A 25,887-nucleotide genomic window follows, 5' to 3' on the forward strand; every position below is an offset into this window, starting at 1 on the left:
CACCTTCCTGACAGGAGAGGGTTTTTCGCCTCCCGTCTCGCAGAGGTTTCCGGTCCTCGGTCACAGAAATGTCGAGCTTGCGGTGATCACTCGTGCGGCGATTAGCCAAGGTAGAAGGTGTTTTGCTGTGAATTTGCAATCATATCTTACGTCGATCACTCGCCGCCGCTTTTTGACTGGAACATTGGCGGCAACCGGCGCCTATCTCGTTGGAAATTCTCACGCATTGGCGTCATCCTCATCGCGTCCATTACCGCCCCTGCCGCTCAAGACAGGCGCGAAGGTGATGGCGATAGGTCACAGCTTCGTCGCCAATAGTGGTTACACGGTAATCTATCCTGGAAGCCCGACGCCGCGTATCGATACGGTCACGGCGAACTGGCTCGGGACCATCGGCCCGCTTCGCAACATAGACAACCGGTTCAATCTCGATTGCTGGTATGATCCCAAAGTTCCGACTGCCGCCGCTCCGACTGCAAGGCTGGCCGGGGCGATATCGGGTCGTGGCGGGGAGCATATGCCGCAGACTTTGGCGCGACTACCGTGGTGCCTCGAGCGGCAGCCGGACATCGTCCTCCTGGATATTGCAACCAATGATATTGCCAGCGATAAACTCACTGTGGAGAAGGCTGTCGAGCGTTATGAAGCCTTGTTGAAGCCGCTTCGGGAGGCAGGAATCTGGGTTGTCTGCCTGTTGCCTGTGGATAGAATTGGCAAGACAAAAGGGACTTGGGCGGCGGAAGATGCTCGGCACGCGCTTAACAGCGGCCTTACCGAATATCTGGTTTCGATTGGCAGCCGCGAAGGTGTCAGGGTCGTGGACGATCGCGACGTGCTCGCCAAAGCAATTCAGCAAGGTATCGCTATCACCGAAGACGGCGTTCACCTGAATACCGATGGACAGTGGCTGCGCTATTCCGTGCTGCTTCCGATATTGCGCGATATGGTAATGGAAGGCGACTTCTATAGCCGAGATGTGAAGTTGGCCAACCTCTCGCCTCTTGGCGGTTTTTCGGGAGGTGCCGGCAAGCGGTCGGGTGTGACAGGCGCTGTCGCCGATGGCCTTGTGGCAAGACGCGGCAGCGGTCAGAACGACACGATCATCGGGTCAAAGGAGCCTTTAGCCGACGGCGTCGAGAGGCAGGTATTTACGATCACCCCGGCCGATAATGCCAATGATTCTCGTGTATGTACTTTGACGCTATCTTGGGCGGATATGGATTTTGAGAAACTCGGTCTCGTTGAAGGGGATTGGGTCGAGGCAGGGTTGGATTACGAGTTGTCAGCGAGCAATAGCTGGCTCGGGCTTGAGTTCAGCCTCGAGGCGAACAGCCGTCCCGCGACATGCCGTTATTCAGCGGTCGGCGGCATGGTCGTGCGTCTCAACACCACGCAAGACGGGCCACGATTGACGACGCCGTTGTCCGGACGGGCAACCATACCGCGGTTTAAATTGCTTGGAACTGATGATGTCGCAGCTCCGGCGGATTATTTCCGGACCTCACTGCGGCCAATTCGCCTCCACTGGAACAAGAATGCGACAGAGACGCTCGTCGCGAAATTCTCTCCATTCATCATCCGCAAAAGCACAGATCCTCGCCCTGCCTGGAATCTGTGACGTTATCGGTCTTGCGGTGCTGCACGTATGAGATAGTGCTCGGTCTTGCAAGGCCCGCTTGCGCCGGGCAGTGTGACGATGTCGCAGGTTGCCGTAAGTCCGCTTCGAGAAACCGCTAGCCTCTCGTTTCCGTTACCGTCTGGATAGGGGGCTCAAAATGGAACCCTTTGAAGCCAGTTTTTCGAAACGAAGTAGCGGATCTCACCTTTTCTCTGGTTTTTTGCCGATGGCAAAATAGCCGAATCCATGTTTGGTCACTTCGCTGACGGGATATATGTTCCTGAGATCAACGATAATCGGACTTTTCATAACCGTCTTCAGGCGCTTGAGGTCAAGTGCGCGGAACTCATCCCATTCGGTGACGATTACGATCGCGTCGGCATCCGCGGCGATCTCGTAAGGATCGTTGCCGTAGGTGACGGGGCCGAGCATATCTTTCGCCGCTTCCATGCCCTCAGGATCGTAGGCGTGAACCGTTGCACCGCCATCCAGCAGAGCCTGGATGATGGTGATCGACGGCGCATCGCGCATGTCGTCGGTATTCGGCTTGAAGGTGAGACCGAGGACGGCAATCTTCTTGCCACGCACATCGCCATCGCAGGCAGCGATAACCTTGCGGCCCATCGCACGCTTGCGATTGTCGTTAATCGCAACGGTCGTCTCGATCAGGCGTACCGGACTATCGAAATCCTGCGCGGTCTTGACGAGAGCGAGCGTATCCTTGGGGAAGCATGAACCGCCGTAACCGGGTCCCGCATGCAGGAACTTGTCACCGATGCGCTTATCCATGCCGATACCCTTGGCGACCTTCTGGACGTCGGCGCCGATTTTTTCGGAGAGGTCAGCGATCTCATTGATGAAGGTGATCTTCATTGCCAGAAAGGCGTTTGCAGCATATTTGATGAGTTCAGAGGTACGGCGTTCGCAGAAATAGAGCGGCGCTTCATTGAGGTAAAGCGGGCGGTAGACCTCGCGCATGACCTCGATAGCACGCGCATCCTCAGTACCGATCACGATACGGTCGGGACGCTTGAAGTCGGTGATAGCTGCGCCTTCGCGCAGGAATTCCGGATTGGAGACGACCTCAATATCCTTTTGCGGAAATTCTTCTCGGAAGATCCGTTCGATTTCGTCTCCGGTACCGACGGGTACGGTGGATTTTGTCACGACGACCGTGAAGCCTCTGACAGCGGCGGCGATCTCTCGCGCCGCTGCATAGACATAGCTCAAGTCCGCGTGGCCGTCTCCACGGCGGGACGGCGTGCCGACAGCGATGAAGACCACGTCGGCTTCACCGACGGAAGGGGCGAGATTCTTCGAGAAATCGAGGCGGCCAGCGCTGCGATTCTGCTGGATAATGGCTTCGAGGCCAGGCTCGTAAATCGGCACTTCGCCGGCTTCAAGAGCATTGATCTTGGCTTCAGATTTGTCGACGCAGGTTACATGGTGGCCGAAATCTGCAAAGCAGGCACCGGAAACGAGGCCAACATAACCCGAACCAATCATCACAATGCGCATGGCGTAACCTTCATTCAACAAAAAGTGGTCCGACCATAAAGGCGGACCACTATCCGTTACAGGGGCGGAGAACCAAGTTCAAGACCGCCCAAAAGCTTAGGTTTAGGTTCTGCCGAACTCGTCGACGATACGGATGATATCGTCTTCGCCAAGGTAGGAACCGGTCTGAACCTCAATGAGCTCCAACAGAATCTTGCCGGGGTTTGCGAGGCGATGGACCTCGCCGAGCGGGATATAGACCGACTCGTTTTCGCGCAACATCTGCACATTGTCGCCGATCGTGACTTCCGCCGTTCCCTTCACGACGATCCAGTGCTCGGAGCGGTGATGGTGCTTCTGTAGCGATAGCTTCTTGCCAGGCGTTACGAAGATACGCTTCACCTGAAAACGATCGCCGTTGAAGATCGAGGTATAGCCGCCCCACGGACGGTAGGACGTGGGATGCGTCTCCGTCAGCTTCGACGTCTTCTTGTGGCCGGCAAGGAGCTTGACGAGCTTGCCGACTTCCTGGCTTTCCTTCAAGGGTCCTACATAAACAGCATCCTCGCTGGCAATGACGGCGACGTCATCCATTCCCTGAACAGCGAGATGAACGCCGTGGGTCATGACGAGCGAGTTGCGGGTGTTTACAACAGTCGTATTGGCGGCAGCAATATTACCGTTTTCATCCTGGATCCCGGTTTTCCACACGGCATCCCAGCTGCCCATGTCCGACCACTTGAAGGCCGACGGAACAACTGCAGCCTTCGACGTCTTCTCCATGATGGCGTAATCGATGGAAATATCGGGGCTTGTGGCGAACTGTTCTGCGTCCAGGCGTGTGAAGTCCAGATCTCGCGTCGCCCTTGAAAGAGCCTTGGTGGCCGCCGTCAGCACATCTGGTGCGTAGTCTTGCATTTCAGAAAGCAGTTCGGCGACGGGGAACATGAAGATACCTGAGTTCCAGTAGAACCCGCCGCGGGCCAGCATTTCTTCCGCCTTTTCACGAACAGGCTTTTCAACGAAACGCTTGACCTCATGCGCGCCGCTCGGCAGCTGCTTTCCGACCTCTATATATCCATAGCCGGTGGCCGGCTCCGTTGGGGTGATGCCAAAGGTGACAAGCTTACCCTTGGCCGCCGCATCGCGCGCCGTGTGGATGGCGTCGAAATAGGCTTCGTCTGCAAGGATCTCGTGGTCGGAGGCCAGCATTTGAATGATGGCTTCTTTGCCAAAATGCTCGGAGGTCAGGCTTGCAGCCGCTGCCACTGCCGCGGCGGTGTTGCGAGCAACCGGCTCCAGCAATACCGCGGCGAGGGGAATATCGAGTTCGCGAGCCTGTTCCGCAACGAGGAAGCGAAAGTCCTCATTCGTCACGACGACGGGGGCTTCGTAAAGCGCCGGATCGGAAACGCGAACCAGGGTTTCCTGAAACAGCGTCTTGTCCCCGACGAACTGGATGAACTGTTTCGGCGCAGTTGCGCGCGAGAGCGGCCAAAGGCGCGTGCCCTTGCCGCCAGCCATGATCACGGGGACGATTTTCTGTGTCATAGGATACTCTTCCTTGAAATGAACGGACAGGTTGTCGCATGGTTACCGGGCTTCTGCCCAGTGCTTAATTCGGGTCAATCCCATATTCAGGAGTTCTAAGGCGGCTGCCTCTCCTCCGGCTTCCACGTAGCAGCGCATTTCCGGCGCATTGCCTGACGGACGAAAATGAATGATACGGCCATCGCGTAACGTCACGCGCAAGCCATCAATATCGCTTTTCGAACCGACCTCGCCGATGGGCTGCAGGAATTGCGCGAGATTAGCATCGGATTCACGCAGGTATGCCATCAACGCTGCGCTGGTTTCGACCGGGAAATTCTCAAGGCGGTCGGCCGCGGCAACGGGCAGTTTATAGGAGGCCGCGACAATCGAAAGCGGCTGCTTGCGGGTTGCGGCGAGCAAAAGCGTTGCCAGCATCGGCAAGAAGCAATCGCGCGTAGGCAGTGCCCGGACACTGCTGCCGTTGATATCGAAGGACGTTGCCGTCAAAAGCCCGCCATTCGCCTCGAAACCCATTACGAGATTCTTGCCGGCGGCGACGGCCTCTTCCATTCCGGCGATGACGAAGGGAGAGCCGACGCGGGTGCGAACGACTTTGAAAGATCCCGCGGCTTCAATTCCGGAATTGGAGGTGACTGGCGTGACGACAGTACCGGCGCCAAGGAAATTCGCTGATATCAGCCCCAAAAGATCTCCGCGCAACGGCGTCCCGGTTTCGTCGGCAACCAGGGGACGATCGCCATCGCCATCTGTGGAGACAATCGCATCAAGGCTGTGGGTTGAGCTCCAGCCTTGCAGGAGGGCGATCGTTTCCTCGGAAACCGCCTCCGTATCAACTGGAATGAAAGTCTCGGATCGACCGAGCGCGACAGTCTCAGCGCCGTAGTGGGCGAGGATATCGACCATCAGGTCACGGGCAACCGTGCTGTGTTGATAAATGCCGATCTTCATGCCGGCAAGCGCGTCCGATGGCAGGAGGGCGGCATTGCGTTCAAAGAAGAGCTGCAGGCATTGCGCCGAGTGGTCCTCCACGGCGGCGGCCTCGCTGACAACGACTTCGCCGGAAGTTTCGATTGCGGTTGCAAACCGGGTAATCGCGGCTTCGTCCGCCTTGTCGATCTCGCCGTCCGGACGATAGAACTTGATGCCGTTGCGGTCCGCCGGGATATGCGAACCCGTGATCATCAGGCAGGCAGCCTTTCTTTCCAGGCCGTAGAGCGCAAGGGCTGGTGTCGGGACGGTGCCGCAGTCGAGAATTTTGAAGCCGAGGCTTGCGAGGGCGCCTGCGCAGTTACCGGCAATCTCCGGGCTGGACTCCCGGAAATCGCGGCCGATTAGGATGACGTCACCCTGTGCGGCTTTGTTGCTCTGCAGCAAATATTTGCCGAAAGCCATGGCATAAAGCGCCGATGCCCGTCCCGTGAGATCCACCGAAAGACCACGAAGGCCGCTTGTTCCAAACTTCATGCGAAGCACCCCGCGCTGTGAACCACCAATTTCTACTGTGCTGATTTGCTTGGGTAAACAGCAAAATTAAGGCAGAGTTAAAACGGCAGATGGGCATTAGGGAAGTATTGCCATCATTTGCGCATCGTTGCCAGCCCTTTTGGTAACGGCGGAGAATTTCCGATTTATGACAGCTCCGAGTGTTCTTCGCATCTGCGAGATGACAAGGCATGGCATTGCGATTACCGCGTATTGTGGCTTTGCATATTTTTGTTAGAACGGTTTTCTTGCAGGGGCTTATCGATCCGGGAGGTTTGCGTCGTGAACGACACGTCAGTCACTCTTGAAGAGAGCTGGAAGACAGCTCTCGCCGGCGAGTTCGCAAGTCCATACATGCAGCAGCTCAAGATCTTTCTCGTGGAACAGAAGCAGCTTGGACGGCGAATTTTTCCAAAGGGCGGCGAGTATTTTCGTGCCCTGGATCTGACGCCGCTTGCGAAAGTGAAGGTCGTGATTCTCGGGCAGGATCCCTATCACGGCGTCGGCCAGGCTCACGGGCTTTGCTTCAGTGTTCGCCCCGGCGTGCGTATTCCGCCTTCGCTCGTCAACATCTATAAGGAGATGGAGACCGATCTCGGTATTTCGCCGGCGCGCCACGGTTTCCTGGAACATTGGGCAAAGCAGGGTGTGCTTCTGCTCAACAGCGTGCTGACGGTGGAGGAATCGCAAGCCGCTTCGCATCAGGGCAAGGGCTGGGAGCGATTCACCGATGCCGTCATCCGCAAGGTGAATGACGAATGCGAGGCTGTCGTTTTCATGCTCTGGGGCTCTTATGCTCAAAAGAAGGCGGCTTTCGTTGATGCACGGCGACATCTGGTGCTGAAGGCGCCGCATCCGTCGCCGCTTTCGGCCCATAACGGTTTTTTCGGATCCCGGCATTTTTCCAAGGCGAATGCGTTCCTGCAGACGCACGGCCGCGCCCCCATCGACTGGCAGCTCCCTGCCAGTCCGTGAACGCTTGCGTGTTGTTGTTCACAAAATGAAGACAATGCGTGCCGTCTTGTCGGGCTATGACTTACGGCGCAAAAGGCTCATCTAAGACCTATCGAAAGCCCGCCCGACGCGGGCAGAAAGGGTCTAAAATGCTTGATCAGATCAAGGGTCTGCACCACGTCACATCAATGGCGGAGGACGCCCGAACCAACAATCAATTCTTCACCAATGCGCTGGGCCTGCGCCGCGTCAAGAAAACAGTCAATTTCGACGCCCCGGACGTCTATCACCTCTATTATGGTGACGAAACCGGTTCCCCCGGCACGATCATGACCTACTTCCCATTCCCGAAGATGGCGCAGGGGCGTCCGGGAACCGGCGAAGTCGGCACCACGGTATACTCGGTTCCCGAGGGGTCGCTCGGTTTCTGGAGTGATCGGCTGGCGAAGCTCAATGTCACCGGCCTGAAGACGGAAGAGTCGTTTGGCGAAAAGCGCCTGAATTTTGCCGGTCCGGATGGCGACGGCTTCGCGCTCGTCGAGGTCAAGGACGATACCCGCGCTCCCTGGACGCATGGGGGTGTCAGCGACGATCATGCTATCCGCGGCTTCCACTCCGTCGCGATGCGGCTGAGGGATGATGGCGCTACGGCCGAACTTTTGAGGTTTATGGGCTATGACGTCCAGGAGGAGCAGGATGGCGTGAAGCGTTTCATCATTCCCGGTGGCAATGGTGCCCATCTGGTCGATCTTGAAACCATGCCCAATATCGCCCGCGCGCTTCCCGGCGCCGGCTCTGTCCACCATGTCGCCTTCGCCGTCGAGAACCGCGAAAAGCAGCTTGAAGTGCGCAAGGCGCTCATGGATACCGGCTATCAGGTGACCCCGGTCATCGACCGCGATTATTTCTGGGCGATCTATTTCCGCACGCCAGGCGGCGTGTTGTTCGAGATCGCTACCAATGAGCCTGGTTTCGACCGTGACGAGGATACGGCCCATCTCGGCGAGGCATTGAAGCTGCCACAGCAGCATGCTCATCTGCGCGCCCTCATCGAGCAGCATCTGGAGCCCCTCGAAGGCTAAACGGAGTCAGAAAAATGACCGATAATGGTTATGTGCACCGGCTGCATTCCGGTGCATCCGGCAAACCTATCCTCTTCGTACTTCACGGAACGGGTGGCGACGAAAACCAGTTCTTCGATTTCGGCAGGCGATTGCTGCCGGAGGCGACGATCGTGTCGCCGCGTGGCGATGTCTTCGAATATGGGGCAGCCCGCTTTTTCAAGCGCACCGGTGAAGGGGTCTATGATATGGCCGACCTTGCGCGGGCGACCGAAAAGATGAGTGGGTATGTCCAAGATCTAGCGTCTGCACAGGGCGCATCCAGAATCCTCGGGCTCGGATTTTCGAACGGCGCCAACATTCTGGCGAATGTACTTATCGAGAAAGGCTTGTTCGACGCGGCAGCTCTGCTCCATCCGCTCATTCCTTTCCGGCCACGCGCAAATCCCGATCTGAGCGGCCGCAGGATATTGATCACGGCAGGCCAGCGTGATCCGATCTCGCCCGTCGCCTTGACTGAAGCGCTTTCGACCTATTTCGAGGGTCAGAAGGCGCAAGTGCAGACGGAATGGCATTCGGGAGGACATGACATCCGCCCGAATGAGATCGAGGCAATCAGCGGGTTCTTCTCGGAATGGATGTGACAAAAAATTATGCGGCGAATTTCGCCGCATAACTCAGTTCAGATTTCGCTGAAAAGCGCTACTACGCCTCGTGGTAATAGGCGGAATAGCGATTGTAATAGTACTCGCCGGAACCGTAGGTGCGATAGAGCTTTAGTTTTTCCGTGTCGACCTTGTTCAGCACGACGCCAATGCACTTTTGCATGAGTTCCGGCTGAACTGCGAAGGTCGTGCGGACGACGCGACGCGAGGTACGGCCCCATTCGATGACGGCGAGCGAGGCGTCGAGCATCGGGCTGATCGCACGGGCATCGACGACCGGGCCAACCGGCGGCAGGTCGAGAACGATATAGTCGAAATGTGCTTTCAGTTCTTCCAGCATGTTTGCCATGATGGATGAAGAGAGCAGATCAGAGGAATGGGGCACGCGACGCTTGACCACAGCCGGCAGGAAGGCAAGCCTTGTCTTGCTATCGAGAAGCAGCAGATCCTTGAGCGGCTTTCCTTCCAGCAACGCCTCCAGAATGCCCTGTTCGGCATGCCGACCGATGGCGCGTGTTGCTCCTGGATTGCGAAGGTCGGCGTCGATCAGCAGGGTGCGAGCGCCCTGCATCGCGAGGAGCTGAGCAAGGTTAATCGCGATAGTGGACTTACCTTCACCCGGAAGACAGGAGATGACACCGATGACTTTGCTGCGGGCGCTCGGGTTTTCCATGTCGACAGCGATTTTCGCACTGCGCATTGTTTCCGCGAAAGCCGACAGCGGGTGGTTGACCACGTAATTGGTAACGCCGTTGCCGGTCTGCACGCCGCGGGTCGATTCTACTTCGCTGGCGCCGCTCGCGGCTTCCTTCGCGTCGATGGCCGGTACATGGCCGATATATTCCAGCGACAGGACATCCCGAACCTGATCGCCTGTTCTGAAGAAGCGGTCGCGGAATTCGCGGTAGGCTCCGATGCCGCCGCCGACGAGTGAGCCAAGTACCAGGGCAAGAGCAAGCACCAGGGGTTTTTTCGGCGCGCTGGCGGATGTCGGTACCTGTGGTTTGGTAATGACGCGCGCTTCCGTGATTGGGAAGGTCTGCTGTTGGGTTGCCTCCTGGAAGCGAGCAAGGAAAGTTTGATAAAGATTCCGATAGGTATCGGCGGTGCGCTCGAGTTCGCGCAACTGCACTTGCGTTTCGCCGGCGGTGGCCGATACGCTGCTTGCTTGCGTGACACTTGCCTGAAGGGCCTTCTCGCGGGTTTGCGCGACCTGGAGCTCGCTTTGATAGCTTTCCGCGATACGATTAAGTTCTTCGAACATCAGCCGTTGATATTCGGCCATTTCGCTCCGCAAACGAACCGCTTGAATGTGATCTGGCCCCAGACGGGCAGATATCTCAGCCTCGATCTTCGATGCTTCGAGATATTTTTTTCGCAGGTCGTTGGAAATCGAATTATCAAGAACATCGGTTACGATTGCATCCGTGCGCTTGTTGTCGATGATCGATTTGACGCGGTCGTATTTTGCTTGCGCCTTTGCCGTTTCGGCTTGTGCCGAGATAAGCTGGGTCGTCAGCTCTGAAAGCTGCTGGTCGCTGAGAAGCTGGAATTGGCCACCGCTGGCAAGCAGCCCGTGTGCGGTGCGGAATTTCTGGACCGCAAGATCGGAGTCGAGCGCCTTTTGTCGCAACTCGTCTATTCGTTCCTGGAGCCAATCGCTGGCGCGCCGTGTCGCCTCGTATTTCGAGTTCAGCTTATCCACGAGGTAAGCATCAGCAATTGAGCCGGCAATCTTGGCAGCCAGATCCGGCGAGGTCGAGGTGTAACTCACCGAGAGAGCATAGGTGCGGCCAACCCGATCAACATCCATATTGTCGGTGAGCTTTTGAGCCGCATCACGCCGTTTGGAGTCGATATCATCGGCATCGACGTCGTCGCTTGCAAACCAGCTGCGGAATTTAAGCAATGAACGAAGCATGGCAATCGGCGAGTTGTCCGGCGAGGAAAACTCAGGGTCATCCAGCAGCTTCAACTTGTCGATAACGGCGGAGCTGATTGAATCAGATTTGAAAAGCTCCACTTCGCTTAACACCGACGAGTCATCCTCTACAGGAACGCCGGCGTTGGAAAGTTGGCTCAGGAGTTCGCTGTTGCCACGGTCGATAAGCACGCTTGCTGAAGCAGTATATTTGGGAACCGCGGTAACAATATAGATAATTCCCAGGACGATAAATAGAAACGCGGAGAGCGCGACCGGACGCCATTGGCGTGCCGCAATCGCAATCAACTTTTCGACATCAATAGTGCTCCCCGATTCAGAGTGCTCCCACTCCTCGTTTGTGTGTTCCGTGACCTTATCTGGTGAAAGCAATCCGGAGCCTCCGTTGAGTTGAGTCATATCGGTGAAAGGTCTTGTAGGTGCGCCTATCAAACGCTTCCAGGAAGCCAATCGAAAGTGGGCGCACGCTACATGAAGGGATAGCGTCAATCAATATTTAAGCTCAAACAGGACAAAGTGCTCCGACTGCAATACCGTCAATCCGCTCCAACGCCGAGTTTGCACCGCGATGATTTTTAGTGATTATCCAAGCTTGCTGCAACGTCGCTGTGACACCTCAACGTGTTCGAATTTTGTTGGAAGGATGTAACTTTCTCTGGCCGGCATGCACATAGTATCTCCATGTAGTGAACGGCGATGGTGGACCGATTTACCAAGAGAAATCATGTAAATCCTGGAAAAAGCAAATATCTTTAGGCTTATTCTGGATTGCGTCTTGAGAACTGCTACTGGTTTTCGTGGATTTTCGAACGTGAAATGCCTGCAAACTCCACTGACAAAGAGATCTTTATTGCGCGCGCGACAAGTCCAACTGAGACCGACAAATATAAGGACATGAGGATCAAAAATAGCATGCCAAGTTCACACGCGAAGCGCCACCAAAGCTCTATAAAGCCAACTCTATTTGGGGTGTTTCAGAAGCTTACAGGAAAAAGAACGCCTCTTCTGGCGGTTCGCGGTCAACCTCGGCAAAGGCTCCATTTCGACGCGGCTGATTTCTCTGCCATCTATGCTATCGGCGACATACATGGCTGCTACAGCAAACTTCTCGAAGCAGAACGGAAGATATTCGAGGACTTCTCAAGATGCACAGGCACCGCTTTGATAGTCATGCTCGGAGATTACGTAGACCGTGGTTCATCCTCCAAGGACGTTGTTGAGCATCTCTGTAAACCAACCCCAGAAAATATTAAACAGGTTACGTTGTGCGGCAATCACGACGATGCATTTCTACGATTGCTCGAGGAGCCGGGCCTGTTCCCGAGCTGGTATCGCTTTGCCGGCATGGAAACGCTCAAGTCATACGGGATCGATGTCACCTATTTGCTGAAGCACGGCAGCAAGAGAGCGATAGAGCGTGCAATCAGCGATGCCATTCCAGCTCATCATAAAAAACTATTGGCTGAGATGCCATCAATGGTCACAGTGGGGGACATTGTTTTCGTGCATGCTGGGATCCGGCCTGGCATTGCTCTTTCTGAGCAAAGGGACAGAGATTTATTCTGGATTCGCGAACCCTTTCTAACGCGAGGGCCCGAGCTGCCTTTGCTTGTGGTGCATGGTCATACGCCTGTCGCTCAACCTTTTTTTGGTAATGGCCGTATCGCCATCGATACCGGGGCATTTGCGACCGGTAAGTTGACGGTGCTGCGCATCATGAACCGCCAGGCAATCGTGTTGCGCTGAAGCGGCTGCTTACCTCACGGCAGTTTGTCGAGACTGAAACCGAACCACGTGAGTGAGCCCTTTTTGCTGGCTGGCAATTGCATACCGGCCTGCTTGACATAGGGCAGCAGGGCAGGGCTGATCCTCTTCAATGCGGGCGCTACTCTCCGTGAATCTCCAACCTTTAAGAGCAGGCCGACATCGCTCTCGACGGTGGTTCGCGCATTTTTGAGCGTTGTTACGTTCAGATGGTTCCAGAAGTAGAGGCGGGCGAGAAGGGCGAGCTCGTCCGCAGGCGCGAGCCGCGCTGACATCGTCATCAGCCGGGCAATTGATTTTGGCTCTTGGGCGATTACGGCACGAACAATCGCAAGCCGGAGCCAGAGATTGCTTTCCGTTGGCATGCAGGAGACGGCGTGGCGCATATATCGCGCGGCGTCGTCTGCAGCCTTGGCCCATGCCTCGTAGCCGGTGATCTCATCGGCCGTATCCAGCCTATTCAGGACGAGTGTCGTGCCCGCCATAACTATATCGGAGCGGCAATAATCCCCGGAGACGATCGTGTCAGTGTCGGCGGCCGTCCTTGCAAGCGTTTCAGGGCTTACCTGTTCAGATTGCTCAAGTCTCGTCGCGACGAGAAAGATATCGGCAAATCGTGCCGATTGCCTGAGATCGGCAACGGCAAAGGTGAGCAACGTGATGGCAGTCAGAATGAAAAGGAGGGCTAAGGGAGAAGGAATTGGCAGCGCGATCGGGGCCGCGGCTCTTCGCCGCGTTTGTCTGCTTGCATTGACGTGATGAGACATGTCCTACGGGTCCGACCTGCTTCAGGAACGATCGGCTCCACCGCCTGCATGGCTCGTGCGAGATAGGAGCTTTTCTTTAAATGAAGGGAAAAGAGGAGAGGCCGAACGGCCCTTCCTGAATGCACTACGCCAATTTTGAAATCGGATTAGATACTGCCGCTGACAGAATTGTTGAGGATAGTCGTAAAATTGCCGCCGCCTGAAGCGCCCGTCTGGAGCGAACCCCCACCCTGGGTAGCGCCGCCACTATTCGCGCCACCTGCCGGTCCGCCCAAACCTGATGCACCAAGACCGCTGATATCACCGCCACCTGCAGGGCCTGCGCCCGCGCCACCGAGTGCTGCAACAGCAGTCTGGCCGGTCAGCGAAGCTTCAAATGCCGTGCGGAAGCTCTCGAGCGCCGGGTTGCTGACGATTGCCGCTGCGACAGCTGCCGCAATCTCGTCAGCGAGATCGGAGTGCAGCGGACGGCAAACGTTGACGGCGCGCCCGAGGCCGGCGCCGATAGCTGCTCTTTGAGCATCCGTTGTTGCTGGGTCGGCTGCCAGCGTCAGCAGCGTTGCCGTCAGGGTTGTCTCGGTTGCTGCGAGAGTGCGAACTGAGCCAGCGAGCAGACCGTCGGATGGATTGCCCACAAGAATGCTTGCCGGAGCGGCTTTGAAGGCGTCCATCTGCAAACTGCTCGCCGCGCCTGGACGCAAAATGCAACTACCTGCAAAAGACGAAGTCGCAAAGGAAAGAGCGCCGAATGCAAAGGCGGCCGTGCCTTTTACTAGATTACTTGTATTTATCATACCCCAGGGCTCTTAAAGACAACGGACTCTGAAAGATAACGGAACTCATAACATAAGTTCCGTTACGCACCAGCCCGTTCGATATCAGGTTCTCCAAGTATTACTCGATATATTTAATTCCCAAGATCTCGGACGGCGTCGCGGGTATCGAGGGCATCATTGGAAACGCCCCTGACCGTGGAGGTAACCGAGTTCAGGACGTCGAGGAACTTCACGAGCTCAACAGAATCCGAGTTGGAGATATACAGTACGTCCTTGTCCATCATGCGGAACTCCTGAACCGCGAACAAGGTTGCCGGATCGCGCAGGTTCGCCCGGAAGATGACGGGCACCTGGTCGCCCTTGAAGCGGCTGGTGTCGATGTTCAGACGCTGGAGAATGCCGCGGTCGACCTTACGATAAACCACGACCTCCCGCGGGTCCGCGCGCGTATCGACGAGGCCGCCGGCCTTAGCCATAGCTTCGCCGAGCGTCAGGTTTGAATCCTCAAAATCAATGCGATTGTTGACGCCGGATGCACCAAGCGCGATGAACGTCCGGCGCTCGTGTTCGACCGAAACGGTGTCGCCCGGCGCGAGAAAAATATTCTCGGACGGATTCTTCAACAGAGTTTCGTAAGCGACAGTTGCCGTTTTGCCGCGGCGCTGCAATGTGATGTTGGTTTCAATATTCGGCGTCGTGAGGCCGCCCGCTTGGGAAATCGCATCGAGAATGCGATCACCGGCCGGCGAAAGAACGACCTTCTGCGGATTGTTGACGTCACCGACGACGGCCACTTCAGCGGAACGGCTGCCGCTGGTCGTGAGAACCACTTGAGGTTCGATAGCACGGCTTGCCAGCCGGTCTTCAATATCCTTCTCGACTTCCTCCTTCATGCGGCCGGCGGCGGGAACTCGGCCTGCGTAGGGGATGCTGATCGTACCAGCCTTGTCGATCGTCTGCTGAGGCAAGGTAATATAATTGCCGGGACGGCTGCCTGCGTCGGACGGAATGAAAAGCCCCCCCGACTGAGCTTCGAAAATTGAAACCTGCACGACATCGCCGAAACCAAGCGGGATATCCGGGGCTCCACCGCGACCACCGCCGAAACCGGTGCGCAGCGAGCTCGTCGGGATCTTGTCGAAATAGGGTAAAATTCCCTTGTTTAAGTCGATCAGCACGTAGTCGATGCCAACCTTTCGGTTGGGTGTCGTGACCTTAATTGCTGCAGCGCGGTCGATTTCCGTATGGTCCGGACCGGACCGAGGGAGAGAAGTGCAGCTGGAAAGCGCGATCAGCATCGATACAATGATGCCGCCGCGTCGAGTTACAGGAATGCCCATCATGACCCTATCTGGTATAGCACTGAAACCGTTTAGCCCGGTGCTAGCTTAAAAGACAAGTAGATATCCGACCCCGCCAGCTGCTGCATACCTAACAGAAGGTTATTGTGGCAATAGGGCAACTAGCATTCTCTCGGTTATGGTAAATTAGCAGGGCGCGATACGTAAGGATTCTGCAGTAATTCGGATACAACTAGAACGAATATTTGGAGTCTTCTTGATGGTGATTTTATGTGATGTCAGCCTTCAAATGGTCATATTTCAAAAATCTCAGCCGAGCGCTCGATTCGCAGCCCGGCCGGAACGTCGCTATTGTTTTCGCTGACTCTTTCTTCGCGACTGCAGCAAATTGAAATGACCGCCGCCAGAAGGCCCGTGAAGAAGATGGCAAAACCGGGAATCTGAATCGAGAAATCGATAGCAGAATGTGTCGCCACCAATAGAACCGAGGCGCAACCTAGAATTGGATAGTGTCTCTGACGACGACGAGCTCGGTAGCCGTCCCAAAAAACACGCGCGAGGACGAGAAAAATCAGGATAACGACGATCGGGAACATGATCCCAAGCGTCAAGAAGCCTTCCAAGTAGGAATTATGCGCCCTGTCGACAATCCCACCGATCCCGCAATCGGGCGTACGATAGGCCGAAAAGACGGTGCGGAACGTGCCGAACCCGGTCCCCTGCAGCCAGTTCTGAGAGAGAGCGTTCATCGTACCCGACCATACACAAAAGCGGTCGTCGTCCGCCCCCTTCTGGTCAGCGCGCAAGATCGCTCTCCCGCCAAAAATGATCGCGAAAACGAGAATGAGGGCAATTGCACCGGCTGCGGGCAGCCATTTCCGAGTCAGCGATCTGCTCGCTCGAGAGGAAAGCCTTGAGCGTCTGCCCTTCCACCGGCTGGCAAGATAAGGGAGGTACAGGAGGGAGCCGATGCCCGTTGCGGCAAGCCCGGCGCGGGATTGAGTAAGCATCAAAGCGGTCAGGCAACAAAGGCCAAGGCCGGCGAAAAACCAGAAAGCCAGGCGTTCGTTGAAACTTCCGGAGGGAGCGGATGAGAAACCGAAATAGGCGCGGCCGTTTTCCGAAGCGAATGTTGCAAGCAGCAGAAAACCAACCCCCAGGAAGGTTGCTGCCGTGTTGCGGTTGACAAAGACGGCGGTGAGGCTGTCGAGATAATACCGCTTGTTCTCGGTCAGCAACATCTTTGGAAACATCAAAAACTGGCAGAGGCTGAACAGCGAAATCAAGCCTGCACCAATGGCAAGCGTGACTAAGATGCGACGCGCCCGCCTGTCTGTATCGGCAATGATGAGGCCGGTCAAAAAAGTCATGGCCGGCAGCGCTATATAAAGGAGGGAGGCGAGTGTGTCGGCCGGCGCGACCGAAATCGTATCCCTCGATGCGCCAGCGAGCAGTTTTGCGTCCTTCCAGATTGGATTGACGAGAGAGGGCCAGGGTAGGTGGACGGTTTGGATAACGATCCAAGCCGAGGTGACGATGAAGAGCTGCAGTGCAAAGACGAAGACCCAGCGGCCGCGCCGGGGCTCTCCGAATAGCAGCAAGGAGGCTGCGCTCAGAGCAAACATGCAGATGGCGACCGCGGCGAAAGGTCTGGCGTCGACGAGACCGAACGGAATGACGGCAGCCAGCACGAGAGTGCTGTAAAGGCCGGCAAAAATGGTCTTCAATCTGTCCGTTACAGCCACGTGACTAACTTTTTAGATAGCGGTCGCCCCTCCGGCACCGCTACGCCTGTCTCTGCAAGAATTAATCGGACTTTGCAACCCTGTCCTATGCCGATGCGGCATTCGGATTGGAAGCGGCCAACGTGCGTTCGACTGCCGCCAAAAACGGGATCCATTAAAATTGTTCGGATCGATTTAAAGGGATCGAGATTCCTTCCCCGTATGGTCCCGGTCATTGGTCAAAGCTGGCTAGAGCTTCAGCCTAAGGATTAGAAACCGGGTTAACCGGCATGTGCATCTGACCGCGCCGCGGTCGTCGAAGCGGGGTAAGAAAATGTTCAAGCATGCACTGATTGCGACGGTGGCGCTTGCATCTCTGTTTGCAGTTCAGACTGCTGAGGCTGCTGGTCCGGCCGGCTTTGCCCGCGGGCTGAAGACAGCGCCGGCAATCAGCTATATCTCGGAGAGGCGCCGCACTTCAGCCCCTTTCGCGCATGTGATGTTTTGCGCTCAGAATCCGGCTGAATGTGCTGCTGGCGGCGGCGCGTCCGAAATCTTCCTGAGCCCTTTCGCAGACAAGCAGCTTCGGGCCGTCAACGCCTCCGTCAACCGCTCGATCAGGCCGGTCAATGACAGGCCCGATCAGGGCGATGTCTGGCAGGTGAATGTGAAATCCGGCGACTGTGAAGATTTCGCGCTGACGAAGCGTGACCGTCTCATCGCCATGGGCTGGTCAGCGAAAGCGCTTCGGATCGCCGTGACCAAGACGCCCGCCGGCGAAGGTCATGCGGTTCTCGTCGTCAAGACCGATCAGGGCGACCTGGTGCTCGACAACCGCTCGAACGCGATCAAGGGCTGGAGGGATACGGATCTTCGCTGGCTGATGATCCAGTCGGGCGACAACCCACGCGTTTGGTACCAACTTTGATTGAAATCTGCCGCCGACGAGACGGGCGGCATAGGGGGCTTGCGTGAGACCGTTCGTCTCTTGTCAGAAACATGGATCGAGCGACGCACATTGCGTCACGTTTTAGGTTCTGTGAAAAAAGCATCGCTTTCCCCGGGCACAAGCTCCAGCGGCCAAATCCGGTTGCGAGCGCCGTTTCGGTAGATCTCGGAATAGGCCGGCATGGCCGCAAGCAGGGTTTCGGCAAGTGCCGCGCCGAGGTCAGGCAGCGACATGCGGAAGCATGTCAGCGTCGGCTGCAGGAATTTTGCGCGTGGTTCCTCGCGAAAGCCGATGACAGCGAGATCCCGGCCTGGGACAATGCCGGCTTCGACAAGGCGGCGATAGAGGCCGATCGCCATCAGTTCGTAGATGAGAATGATAGCCGTCGGCCTGTCTTCGATCAGCAGCAACTCCTGGCCGGCCTGGTAGCCGCCCTGTTCGCTTGATTTCACGCGGATCACCAGCTTCGGATCATATTTGATCCCGTGCGTCTCCAGAGCCTTTCGATAGGCGTCCACGAAGATATAGCCGAGATTGATCTCGCCCGAAGGAGCGGCGATCGCGATGCGGCGATGGCCTTTGGCGACAAGCCGGTCGACGGCGCTGGTCGCGACACCTTCGAAATCAAGGTCGATCCAGGTGAAGTTGCCGCCGCCGGAAGAGCTGCGGCCGAGCGCGACGAAGGGGATTTTTGCCTTGACGAGCAGATCGATGCGCTTGTCGATGCGTTGTGTCGCGGAGATGATCATCGCGTCGACCACGCGGCGCGCCACCATGCGCTTCAAATATTCGTAAGGGTCCTCGTCGCTCGGGCAGGGGAGCATGACGAGATCGAGCTTGTGGCGTGAAAACACGCTCTGCAGCCCGCCCGTCACTCCGAGAAAGAAGTTGTCGCTATTTTCGACCGTTTCCTTGCTGGTCTCGATCATCAAGCCGATAACGTTGGTCGTGCCTTGGCGAAGGCTGCGGCCAGACTGGTTGGCGACGTAGCCAAACTCTTCGGCGGCGGCCAATACTCGCTTTCGCGTCTCTTCATTGACATCAGCCTTGCCGTTCAGCGCGCGCGAAACCGTCCCGATGGATACATCGAGATGTTCTGCGAGCTGGCGGATACCCTTCATCTGCGGCGATCTTTCTTCCGGAACGTGTGTTATCCGATCTTATTGCCATGAGAAAACGTTTACGGAAAGCGCCACAGCGAGGAAGAGGCGCCATTTTGCAAAACCCTTCAAATAAAATAGTGCTGCATTGCGAAAGGTTTTTGGCTAAGCGCCCGTTCGCATTGCGATTTTTCGCAGTATTTGAGCTACCGGCATAGGCATTGACAGCAGTAAACGTTTCCGCTTAGTATCGTAAACGTTTACGGAAGGCGTTTCGGGAGGAATCTGAAGCGCACCGCTGGAGGAAATCGTGAAATTGAATGCCGTTCTGTGCGGGTGCGGAGCTATGTCTAAAGGCTGGCTGCGTGCTATCAAGGAAACGCCTGATCTTGCCGAGGCAATCGAGATCGTCGGCCTGGTCGACGTCAATCCGGCTGCCGCCGAAGCGCTCGCCGCGGAATTCGGTTTGAGAGCGGCTCGGGTCGGCACGGATCTCGCTGAGATCATTGATCAGACCGAAGCCAATATCCTCTTCGACGTCGTTATCCCGGCTGCGCGTTTCAATGTCGTCTCGACGGCCATGAAGGCCGGCTGCCATGTGCTCTCTGAAAAGCCGATGGCAACCTCGCTTGCAGAAGGGGCGGCGCTGATCGATCTCGCCGCCGAAACCGGCAAGATCCACGCGATCATTCAGAACCGTCGCTTCATTTCCGGCGTCCGCCGCCTGCGCCGTTTCGTCGAAAGCGGGGCGATCGGCGAGTTGACCGGCATACATTGTGATTTCTTCATTGCTCCCCATTTCGGCGGCTTCCGCGAAGAGATGGATAATGTCCTGCTCCTCGACATGGCGATCCACACTTTCGATGCCGCCCGCTACGTGGCCGGCAAGAAGCCGCTCGCCGTCTACTGCGTCGAGCGCAATCCCAAAGGATCCTGGTACCGGCATGGCGCTTCTGCCAACGCGACCTTCGAATTCTCCGACGACGTGGTCTTCACCTATCGTGGCTCCTGGTGTGCCGAAGGTGAGCGCACGAGCTGGGAAAGCCAGTGGCGGATCGTCGGCTCGAAGGGAATGCTGACCTGGGATGGCGAGGATGGGTTCAAGGCTGCTGTCGCCGGCAACGAGGCGGGCCTGCTCCGCGGCTTTTCACCCGTCGAAGTTCCCGCACCGGAACGTGTCGAGGAAACCCACGGCCATGCGAGCGTGATCGCAAGCTTCGTCGAGGCGATCCGCACCGGAAAGCGGCCGGAGACGGTCAGCTCCGACAATATCAGAAGCCTCGCCATGGTCTTCGGCGCAATCGAAAGTGCCAAGACCGGGCGTCGCGTTGACATTTCAGCATAAGGATAGATGACGTGAGCAATCCCGCCAAAGCCATTCGCATCGGTACCATGGTCAGCGCCTCCAAGGGCGGCGCCGACAAGCGCATCGCCCAGATCGCCGATATGGGTTTCGAAAGCTTCGAGCCCTTCTTCTGGCAGACCACCAACGGCCAGGATCTCGCAGAACTCGGCAAGCGCAGCGTGGAAGCGATCGGTGATCGCGACATCACCATCTCGACGCTTGGCATGTTCGGCAATCCGCTGGAGGAGACGGATATGGACCTGCAGACGCTGCAGGGATGGAAGGATTGCATCGATAACGCCCATCACTTCGGCGCCACCTGCGTCGCGGGCTTTACCGGCCGCATCCGCAACAAGCCGCTGACTGAGAGCCTGCCGCGTTACAAGCAGGTCTGGAGCGAACTTGCCAAGCGCGCCGCCGATAAGGGCATCAAGATCGCCTTCGAAAATTGCGCCATGGATGGCAACTGGGCGACCGGCGACTGGAACATCGCTCATAATCCCGATGCCTGGGAGCTGCTCTTCAACGAGACGCCCGACGACAATATCGGCCTGGAATGGGAGCCCTGCCATCAGATGGTTTATCTGATCGAGCCGCTGCCGCAGATCCGCAAATGGGCGAGCAAGATCTTTCACGTCCACGGCAAGGATGCGACGATCCGCTGGGATGTGATCAAGGAACACGGCATCTTCGGCAAGGAAAAGTTCGTCTTCATGCGCACGCCGGGCTTCGGCGACAGCAACTGGACCGACATCATTTCCGAACTGCGGCTTGCCGGCTGGTCGGGCTCCATCGATATCGAAGGCTGGCATGACCCGGTCTATCGTGACGCCCTGGAAATGACCGGCCAGGTCTATGCACTCAATCATCTGAAGCATGCCCGGGGCGGCGATTTCGTCGTCGATCCGGTGTGAGGAAACATGGCCGGCACGGAGGACATGCCGGCCATTTCAAAGGATAACCACAAAGGAGGAGAACCATGGCTATCCGCAAATTTGCAGTTCTGGGCGCGCTGGCGCTTGCTGGCGTTTCGCTCTTCGGCTTGTCTGCCAAGGCGGAAGACGTCAAGCTGACGCTTTGGTCGCTGGACAAGGACACGCAGCCGGCGCCGAACCTGGTCAAGGAATTCAATGACCAGCATAACGGCATCACCATCGAATATCGCCTCATCCAGTTCGATGACGTCGTTACTGAAGCGATGCGCGCCTATGCCACGGGTCAGGCGCCTGATATCATCGCCGTCGACAATCCTGAGCACGCGCTGTTTTCATCGCGCGGCGCCTTTCTTGATCTCACTGACATGATCAAGAATTCGAAGGTCATCAAGCCCGAAAACTACTTCCCCGGACCGCTGAAATCGGTCGAGTGGGATGGCAAATATTTCGGCGTGCCTAAGGCGACGAACACGATCGCGCTCTACTACAACAAGGACATGTTCAAGGCGAAAGGCCTCGATCCGAACAAGCCGCCGCAGACCTGGGACGAACTCGTCGAGGATGCCCGCAAGCTGACCGATCCGGCCAAGAACGTCTATGGTCTTGCCTTCTCGGCCAAGGCCAATGAGGAGGGCACCTTCCAGTTCCTGCCCTGGGCGCAGATGGGCGGCGGCGGCTACGAGCACATCAATGCCGATGGTGCGGTCAAGGCGCTCGAAGTCTGGAAGACGATCATGGACGAGAAGCTTGCCTCGCCGGATACGCTGACCCGCGGCCAGTGGGATTCGACCGGCACGTTCAATTCCGGCAATGCCGCCATGGCGATCTCCGGTCCGTGGGAGCTGGACCGTATGATGAAGGAAGCCAAGTTCGACTGGGGTGTCACGCTGCTGCCGGTTCCGAAGGAAGGTGCAGAGCGCTCTTCGGCGATGGGGGACTTCAACTGGGCGATCTTCTCGACCAGCAAGCATCCGGCCGAGGCCTTCAAGGCGCTCGAATATTTCGCCTCGCAGGACGACAAGATGTTCAAGAACTTCGGCCAGCTGCCGGCCCGTTCCGACATCTCCATCCCCGAGACCGGCCAGCCGCTGAAGGACGCCGCGCTGAAGGTCTTCCTCGAGCAGTTGAAATACGCCAAGCCGCGTGGTCCGCATCCGCAGTGGCCGAAGATCTCCAAGGCGATCCAGGATGCCATTCAGGCTGCGCTCACCGGCCAGATGAGCGCTAAGGATGCACTTGATCAGGCAGCCGACAAGATCAAGGCGGTCCTCGGCTGATCTCCCGCATCACCGGATGGCCTGGCGGCCATCCAAGATTTTCCTCCCGGAAGGGGCTGCTGCGGCTTTGGCCAGGCAGCCCCGTTCGGAGCATCGGAGGACCCATGAGAAGGATCCTTTCCAGCGTCAGGGATGGCCGCGGTTTCGATATCGTGCTTGTCGCCTTTCCGCTTGGCTTTCTGTTTCTGATGGCAGGCCTGCCGCTCATCTACAATGTGGTGATGAGCTTCCAGGAGGTTGACATGTTCAGCCTCGGCACCTTCTCGCGCCCGTGGGTGGGCTTCAAGAACTACACGGATCTTTTCGCCCAGCCGGAAACGCTGCCTATCCTCTACAATACGGCGATCTTCGTCGTCGGCTCGATTGCCGGCCAGTTCCTGATCGGCTTCGGCCTGGCACTATTTTTCTGGGTCAATTTTCCGGGCGCTTCTTGGCTGCGCGGTCTCTTCCTCGTCTCTTGGGTCATGCCGGGTCTCGTCGTCGGCGCGATCTGGAACTGGATTCTCTCGGGCGACTTCGGTGTCCTGAATTTCATTCTGAAGGAAAGCGGTATCATCTCCGGCAATATCTTCTGGCGCTCGGACCCGCATTATTCGCTTTACGCTGTCATCATCGCCAATATCTGGCTCGGCACGTCGTTCAACATGATCCTGCTTTCTGTCGGCCTTTCCGGTATTCCTGGCGATCTCTATGAGGCCGCCGAACTCGACGGCGCCACGGCCTGGCAACGCTTCTGGACGATTACGCTGCCGATGATGCGCTCGACGATCGGCGCTATTATCGCGCTCGGCCTGATCTTCACGCTGCAGCAGTTCGACCTCTTTGCCGCCATTACCTCGGGTGGCCCGAACAACTCCTCCAACGTTACGCAATACTGGGCCTGGGATTTGTCTTTCCGCCAATATGATTTCGCCAAGGGCGCGACCATTTCCGTCATCATGATCGTTTTCGTGATGTTCGCCTCTGTCGTCTACGTCCGCTCGACCCGCCATGAGGTGCGCGGATGAGCGAGACTGCACGCAACCGTCTTATGCTCGCGATCGCCATCATCATGGCGGCGATCTACCTTTTCCCGCTTTATTGGATGTACATCACCGCGCTGAAGAGTGGCTCGGAGATGTTTGCCACACCGCCAAGTTTCTGGCCGACCTCTGCGCAATGGAGCACTTATGCCTATGTCTGGGAAACCCGGAACATGGGCCTCTATCTCTGGAATTCGCTGCTGATAGCGATCGGTGCTGTCGTCATCATTACGGTGCTCGGCGTCGGCTGTGCTTATGTGCTGGCGCGCTACCGTAATATCTGGGTGGATATCGGCCTCTTCCTGATCCTTATGCTGCAGGTTCTGCCGGCTTCGCTGATGATCACACCGATTTTCGTCGGCTTCTCTCAGATCGGCATGCTGAATTATCCAAGGCTTGCCGTCATTATCGCCATTGCCGCAAAGAGCATGCCGTTCTTCGTGGTGCTGGTGCGGGCAACCTTCATGGCGGTTCCGATGGAGCTCGAAGAGGCTGCTCTCGTCGACGGCAATTCGCGTGTCGGCGCCTTCTTCAACATCGTGCTGCCGCTTGCCCGCAACGGCATTCTGGTCAGCGCCATTCTCATTTTCATGCAGGCCTTCGGCGAGTTCGTCTATTCCAAGTCGATGATCCAGGCCGCCGAGCTTCAGCCGGCAAGCGTCGGGCTCAATTCCTTCATGGGGCCGAACACCAATGAGTGGAACAACATCATGGCCTACGCCACGATGTATGTGACGCCGATTCTTGTCATCTTCGTTCTTTTGCAGCGCCGCATCGTGTCCGGCCTCACCTCGGGAGCCCTCAAATGACCCCTCAGATCGAGCTTGCCGGCGTCAACAAACACTACGGCGCCTTCCATGCCTTGAAGAATATCGACCTCTCCATCGCCAAGGGCACCTTCGTCGCGCTCGTCGGTCCTTCCGGCTGCGGCAAGTCGACCTTGCTGCGTTCGCTCGCCGGCCTGGAGACCATTTCCGATGGCAGCCTGAAGATTGCCGGCGAGTTGATGAACGGAGTGCCGCCGCGTAAACGCGATGTCGCCATGGTATTCCAGTCTTATGCGCTCTATCCGCATATGACCGTTGAGGAAAATCTCACCTACAGCCTGCGCATGCGCGGCGTTGCAAAGGCGGAGGCGAGAAAGGCGGCCGAGGAGGTTGCGGCCACGACAGGCCTTTCGCATCTCTTGAAGCGCTATCCGCGTGAACTCTCCGGCGGCCAGCGCCAGCGCGTCGCCATGAGCCGCGCCATCATCCGCCACCCGAAGGCTTTCCTTTTCGATGAGCCGCTATCAAATCTCGATGCGGCGCTGCGCGTCCATATGCGCAAGGAGATCCGCGCGCTGCACGACCGTCTGCACGCGACCTCGGTTTATGTGACGCATGACCAGATCGAGGCGATGACGATGGCCGACCACGTCGTCGTCATGAAGGACGGCGTTATCGAGCAGCAGGGCAGGCCGCTCGACCTTTACGACAAGCCTGCCAACAAATTCGTCGCGGGTTTCATCGGCTCGCCCGCGATGAACTTCATTCCCGCAATTGCCGACGAAGATGGAAAAAAGCTGACGCTCGATCTCGGCGTGATCAGGCAGCCGATTGACATCGATCATCAAATTCAGCCCGGCAGCAAGGTTACCGTCGGCATCCGTCCCGAGCATATCGGCATCACCAATCAGGGGCAGGGGAGTTTTGACGTGCCGGTCGCGGTCGTCGAATCGACGGGCTCCTCGACCTTCATCACTGCGGCGACGACGCCTGAGCTGACGATCGTCGAAACCGGCAGGGGAACGGTTCAGCCGGGCCAGACGATCGGCGTGGCGGTGGCTCCAGCTCAGGTGCATCTCTTCGATGAGGCGAGCGGCGTCAGAATTTGAGATCCGGCTTCTGCCGGATCAATTTCCGCACCGGTCAGCGGCGGGACATTGCCCTTCTTATCGAGCGAGCGAAGCCGGCGTGGCTTGTTTGGCCGCCACCTCTGTACCATGGGGCGCTTCGCTCGAGTTTGCCCACATGGCCACAGCAAGTCCGGCGACGATAAAGTAGGGGAGTTTGCTCGAAAGCTTGAATTTGCCGGAAACGGCATTGCCGCGGGTGCATTCAAAGCCGGACATTTCTGGAGTCATCAGTACCTGTCTCGTGCGAGGATCACGCC

General features: G+C 57.1%; 22 protein-coding genes. 12 read left to right on the forward strand and 10 right to left on the reverse strand.

Annotated elements, in window-relative coordinates; all coding sequences use genetic code 11:
- Positions 1-127: 127 nt before the first annotated feature.
- Positions 128-1,618, forward strand: coding sequence for an SGNH/GDSL hydrolase family protein (locus FHT78_RS09880; RefSeq protein WP_183742975.1), 1,491 nt, complete (start codon positions 128-130; stop codon positions 1,616-1,618).
- A 201-nt stretch (positions 1,619-1,819) separates the two neighbouring features.
- On the opposite strand, the gene FHT78_RS09885 is transcribed toward FHT78_RS09880, so the two are convergent.
- The 3 genes from FHT78_RS09885 to FHT78_RS09895 form a co-directional block, all read right to left on the reverse strand.
- Positions 1,820-3,136 (reverse strand): UDP-glucose/GDP-mannose dehydrogenase family protein, encoded by a 1,317-nt coding sequence (locus FHT78_RS09885; RefSeq protein WP_183742976.1) that lies wholly within the window; start codon positions 3,134-3,136, stop codon positions 1,820-1,822.
- Between the two features lie 102 nt (positions 3,137-3,238).
- Positions 3,239-4,666 carry a mannose-1-phosphate guanylyltransferase/mannose-6-phosphate isomerase gene (locus tag FHT78_RS09890; RefSeq protein WP_183742978.1) on the reverse strand — a complete coding sequence of 476 codons (1,428 nt, stop codon included), beginning with the start codon at positions 4,664-4,666 and terminating at the stop codon, positions 3,239-3,241.
- 42 nt (positions 4,667-4,708) lie between these two features.
- The gene (locus FHT78_RS09895; protein WP_183742980.1) at positions 4,709-6,133 is read right to left on the reverse strand and encodes a phosphomannomutase; all 1,425 of its coding nucleotides are present in this window, start codon (positions 6,131-6,133) and stop codon (positions 4,709-4,711) included.
- Between the two features lie 300 nt (positions 6,134-6,433).
- On the opposite strand from FHT78_RS09895, the gene ung reads away from it, so the two are divergent.
- The 3 genes from ung to FHT78_RS09910 all read left to right on the forward strand — a co-directional run bounded on the left by ung (position 6,434) and on the right by FHT78_RS09910 (position 8,810).
- Complete coding sequence (ung, locus tag FHT78_RS09900; RefSeq protein ID WP_183743487.1) at positions 6,434-7,126, forward strand: uracil-DNA glycosylase; 693 nt, start codon at positions 6,434-6,436, stop codon at positions 7,124-7,126.
- Between the two features lie 128 nt (positions 7,127-7,254).
- The gene (locus FHT78_RS09905; protein WP_183742982.1) at positions 7,255-8,187 is read left to right on the forward strand and encodes a VOC family protein; all 933 of its coding nucleotides are present in this window, start codon (positions 7,255-7,257) and stop codon (positions 8,185-8,187) included.
- Positions 8,188-8,201: 14 nt separating this feature from the next.
- Positions 8,202-8,810 carry an alpha/beta hydrolase gene (locus FHT78_RS09910; protein ID WP_183742984.1) on the forward strand — a complete coding sequence of 203 codons (609 nt, stop codon included), beginning with the start codon at positions 8,202-8,204 and terminating at the stop codon, positions 8,808-8,810.
- Between the two features lie 61 nt (positions 8,811-8,871).
- Here the strand turns inward: FHT78_RS09910 and FHT78_RS09915 are convergent, their stop codons facing one another.
- Positions 8,872-11,172, reverse strand: coding sequence for a polysaccharide biosynthesis tyrosine autokinase (locus FHT78_RS09915; RefSeq protein WP_183742986.1), 2,301 nt, complete (start codon positions 11,170-11,172; stop codon positions 8,872-8,874).
- A gap of 369 nt (positions 11,173-11,541) precedes the next feature.
- On the opposite strand from FHT78_RS09915, the gene FHT78_RS09920 reads away from it, so the two are divergent.
- A complete protein-coding gene (locus FHT78_RS09920) occupies positions 11,542-12,519 on the forward strand; it encodes a metallophosphoesterase family protein (RefSeq protein WP_246715214.1) in 978 nt (325 codons plus the stop codon).
- 14 nt (positions 12,520-12,533) lie between these two features.
- Here FHT78_RS09920 and FHT78_RS09925 read toward each other — a convergent pair whose 3' ends face one another.
- From FHT78_RS09925 to FHT78_RS09940, 4 genes are all read right to left on the reverse strand, one after another.
- A complete protein-coding gene (locus FHT78_RS09925) occupies positions 12,534-13,304 on the reverse strand; it encodes a hypothetical protein (protein ID WP_183742988.1) in 771 nt (256 codons plus the stop codon).
- Between the two features lie 146 nt (positions 13,305-13,450).
- Entirely contained in the window at positions 13,451-13,975 is a 525-nt protein-coding gene (locus tag FHT78_RS09930) for a hypothetical protein (protein ID WP_246715216.1), read from the reverse strand.
- Positions 13,976-14,211: 236 nt separating this feature from the next.
- Positions 14,212-15,420 (reverse strand): polysaccharide biosynthesis/export family protein, encoded by a 1,209-nt coding sequence (locus FHT78_RS09935; RefSeq protein ID WP_183743491.1) that lies wholly within the window; start codon positions 15,418-15,420, stop codon positions 14,212-14,214.
- 254 nt (positions 15,421-15,674) lie between these two features.
- Positions 15,675-16,751: an O-antigen ligase family protein gene (locus tag FHT78_RS09940; RefSeq protein WP_246715220.1), complete on the reverse strand. Its 1,077-nt coding sequence runs from the start codon at positions 16,749-16,751 to the stop codon at positions 15,675-15,677.
- A 688-nt stretch (positions 16,752-17,439) separates the two neighbouring features.
- Between FHT78_RS09940 and FHT78_RS09945 the strand changes: the two genes are divergently transcribed.
- Positions 17,440-18,033, forward strand: a complete 594-nt coding sequence (locus tag FHT78_RS09945; RefSeq protein WP_183742994.1) for a transglutaminase-like cysteine peptidase — start codon at positions 17,440-17,442, stop codon at positions 18,031-18,033.
- Positions 18,034-18,128: 95 nt separating this feature from the next.
- On the opposite strand, the gene FHT78_RS09950 is transcribed toward FHT78_RS09945, so the two are convergent.
- Entirely contained in the window at positions 18,129-19,175 is a 1,047-nt protein-coding gene (locus FHT78_RS09950) for a substrate-binding domain-containing protein (protein ID WP_183742996.1), read from the reverse strand.
- A 289-nt stretch (positions 19,176-19,464) separates the two neighbouring features.
- Between FHT78_RS09950 and FHT78_RS09955 the strand changes: the two genes are divergently transcribed.
- The 6 genes from FHT78_RS09955 (at position 19,465) to FHT78_RS09980 (ending at position 25,609) form a co-directional block, all read left to right on the forward strand.
- Complete coding sequence (locus FHT78_RS09955) at positions 19,465-20,499, forward strand: Gfo/Idh/MocA family oxidoreductase (protein WP_183742998.1); 1,035 nt, start codon at positions 19,465-19,467, stop codon at positions 20,497-20,499.
- Between the two features lie 11 nt (positions 20,500-20,510).
- Positions 20,511-21,413, forward strand: coding sequence for a sugar phosphate isomerase/epimerase (locus tag FHT78_RS09960; RefSeq protein WP_183743000.1), 903 nt, complete (start codon positions 20,511-20,513; stop codon positions 21,411-21,413).
- Between the two features lie 65 nt (positions 21,414-21,478).
- Entirely contained in the window at positions 21,479-22,711 is a 1,233-nt protein-coding gene (locus FHT78_RS09965) for a sugar ABC transporter substrate-binding protein (RefSeq protein WP_183743002.1), read from the forward strand.
- 104 nt (positions 22,712-22,815) lie between these two features.
- Entirely contained in the window at positions 22,816-23,718 is a 903-nt protein-coding gene (locus tag FHT78_RS09970) for a sugar ABC transporter permease (protein ID WP_183743004.1), read from the forward strand.
- Positions 23,715-24,542: a carbohydrate ABC transporter permease gene (locus tag FHT78_RS09975; RefSeq protein ID WP_183743006.1), complete on the forward strand. Its 828-nt coding sequence runs from the start codon at positions 23,715-23,717 to the stop codon at positions 24,540-24,542. Before FHT78_RS09970 ends, FHT78_RS09975 begins: the two co-directional genes overlap by 4 nt.
- Positions 24,539-25,609, forward strand: coding sequence for an ABC transporter ATP-binding protein (locus FHT78_RS09980; protein WP_183743008.1), 1,071 nt, complete (start codon positions 24,539-24,541; stop codon positions 25,607-25,609). The genes FHT78_RS09975 and FHT78_RS09980 overlap by 4 nt, the downstream gene beginning before the upstream one ends.
- Positions 25,610-25,666: 57 nt before the next feature.
- On the opposite strand, the gene FHT78_RS09985 is transcribed toward FHT78_RS09980, so the two are convergent.
- The gene (locus FHT78_RS09985; RefSeq protein WP_183743010.1) at positions 25,667-25,858 is read right to left on the reverse strand and encodes a hypothetical protein; all 192 of its coding nucleotides are present in this window, start codon (positions 25,856-25,858) and stop codon (positions 25,667-25,669) included.
- Between the last annotated feature and the right edge of the window lie 29 nt (positions 25,859-25,887).

This window comes from Rhizobium sp. BK196 (assembly GCF_014193255.1).
Taxonomy (GTDB): Bacteria; Pseudomonadota; Alphaproteobacteria; order Rhizobiales; family Rhizobiaceae; genus Rhizobium.

Coding starts and splice junctions, on each gene's coding strand:
- FHT78_RS09940 (WP_246715220.1), bottom strand. CDS start 16,751: ATGACTTTTTTGACCGGCCTCATCATTGCCGATACAGACAGGCGGGCG.
- FHT78_RS09915 (WP_183742986.1), bottom strand. CDS start 11,172: ATGACTCAACTCAACGGAGGCTCCGGATTGCTTTCACCAGATAAGGTC.
- FHT78_RS09910 (WP_183742984.1), top strand. CDS start 8,202: ATGACCGATAATGGTTATGTGCACCGGCTGCATTCCGGTGCATCCGGC.
- FHT78_RS09975 (WP_183743006.1), top strand. CDS start 23,715: ATGAGCGAGACTGCACGCAACCGTCTTATGCTCGCGATCGCCATCATC.
- FHT78_RS09945 (WP_183742994.1), top strand. CDS start 17,440: ATGTTCAAGCATGCACTGATTGCGACGGTGGCGCTTGCATCTCTGTTT.
- FHT78_RS09980 (WP_183743008.1), top strand. CDS start 24,539: ATGACCCCTCAGATCGAGCTTGCCGGCGTCAACAAACACTACGGCGCC.
- FHT78_RS09890 (WP_183742978.1), bottom strand. CDS start 4,666: ATGACACAGAAAATCGTCCCCGTGATCATGGCTGGCGGCAAGGGCACG.
- FHT78_RS09930 (WP_246715216.1), bottom strand. CDS start 13,975: ATGGACGCCTTCAAAGCCGCTCCGGCAAGCATTCTTGTGGGCAATCCA.
- FHT78_RS09895 (WP_183742980.1), bottom strand. CDS start 6,133: ATGAAGTTTGGAACAAGCGGCCTTCGTGGTCTTTCGGTGGATCTCACG.
- FHT78_RS09985 (WP_183743010.1), bottom strand. CDS start 25,858: ATGACTCCAGAAATGTCCGGCTTTGAATGCACCCGCGGCAATGCCGTT.
- FHT78_RS09935 (WP_183743491.1), bottom strand. CDS start 15,420: ATGGGCATTCCTGTAACTCGACGCGGCGGCATCATTGTATCGATGCTG.
- FHT78_RS09885 (WP_183742976.1), bottom strand. CDS start 3,136: ATGCGCATTGTGATGATTGGTTCGGGTTATGTTGGCCTCGTTTCCGGT.
- FHT78_RS09905 (WP_183742982.1), top strand. CDS start 7,255: ATGCTTGATCAGATCAAGGGTCTGCACCACGTCACATCAATGGCGGAG.
- FHT78_RS09970 (WP_183743004.1), top strand. CDS start 22,816: ATGAGAAGGATCCTTTCCAGCGTCAGGGATGGCCGCGGTTTCGATATC.
- FHT78_RS09925 (WP_183742988.1), bottom strand. CDS start 13,304: ATGTCTCATCACGTCAATGCAAGCAGACAAACGCGGCGAAGAGCCGCG.
- FHT78_RS09965 (WP_183743002.1), top strand. CDS start 21,479: ATGGCTATCCGCAAATTTGCAGTTCTGGGCGCGCTGGCGCTTGCTGGC.
- FHT78_RS09950 (WP_183742996.1), bottom strand. CDS start 19,175: ATGAAGGGTATCCGCCAGCTCGCAGAACATCTCGATGTATCCATCGGG.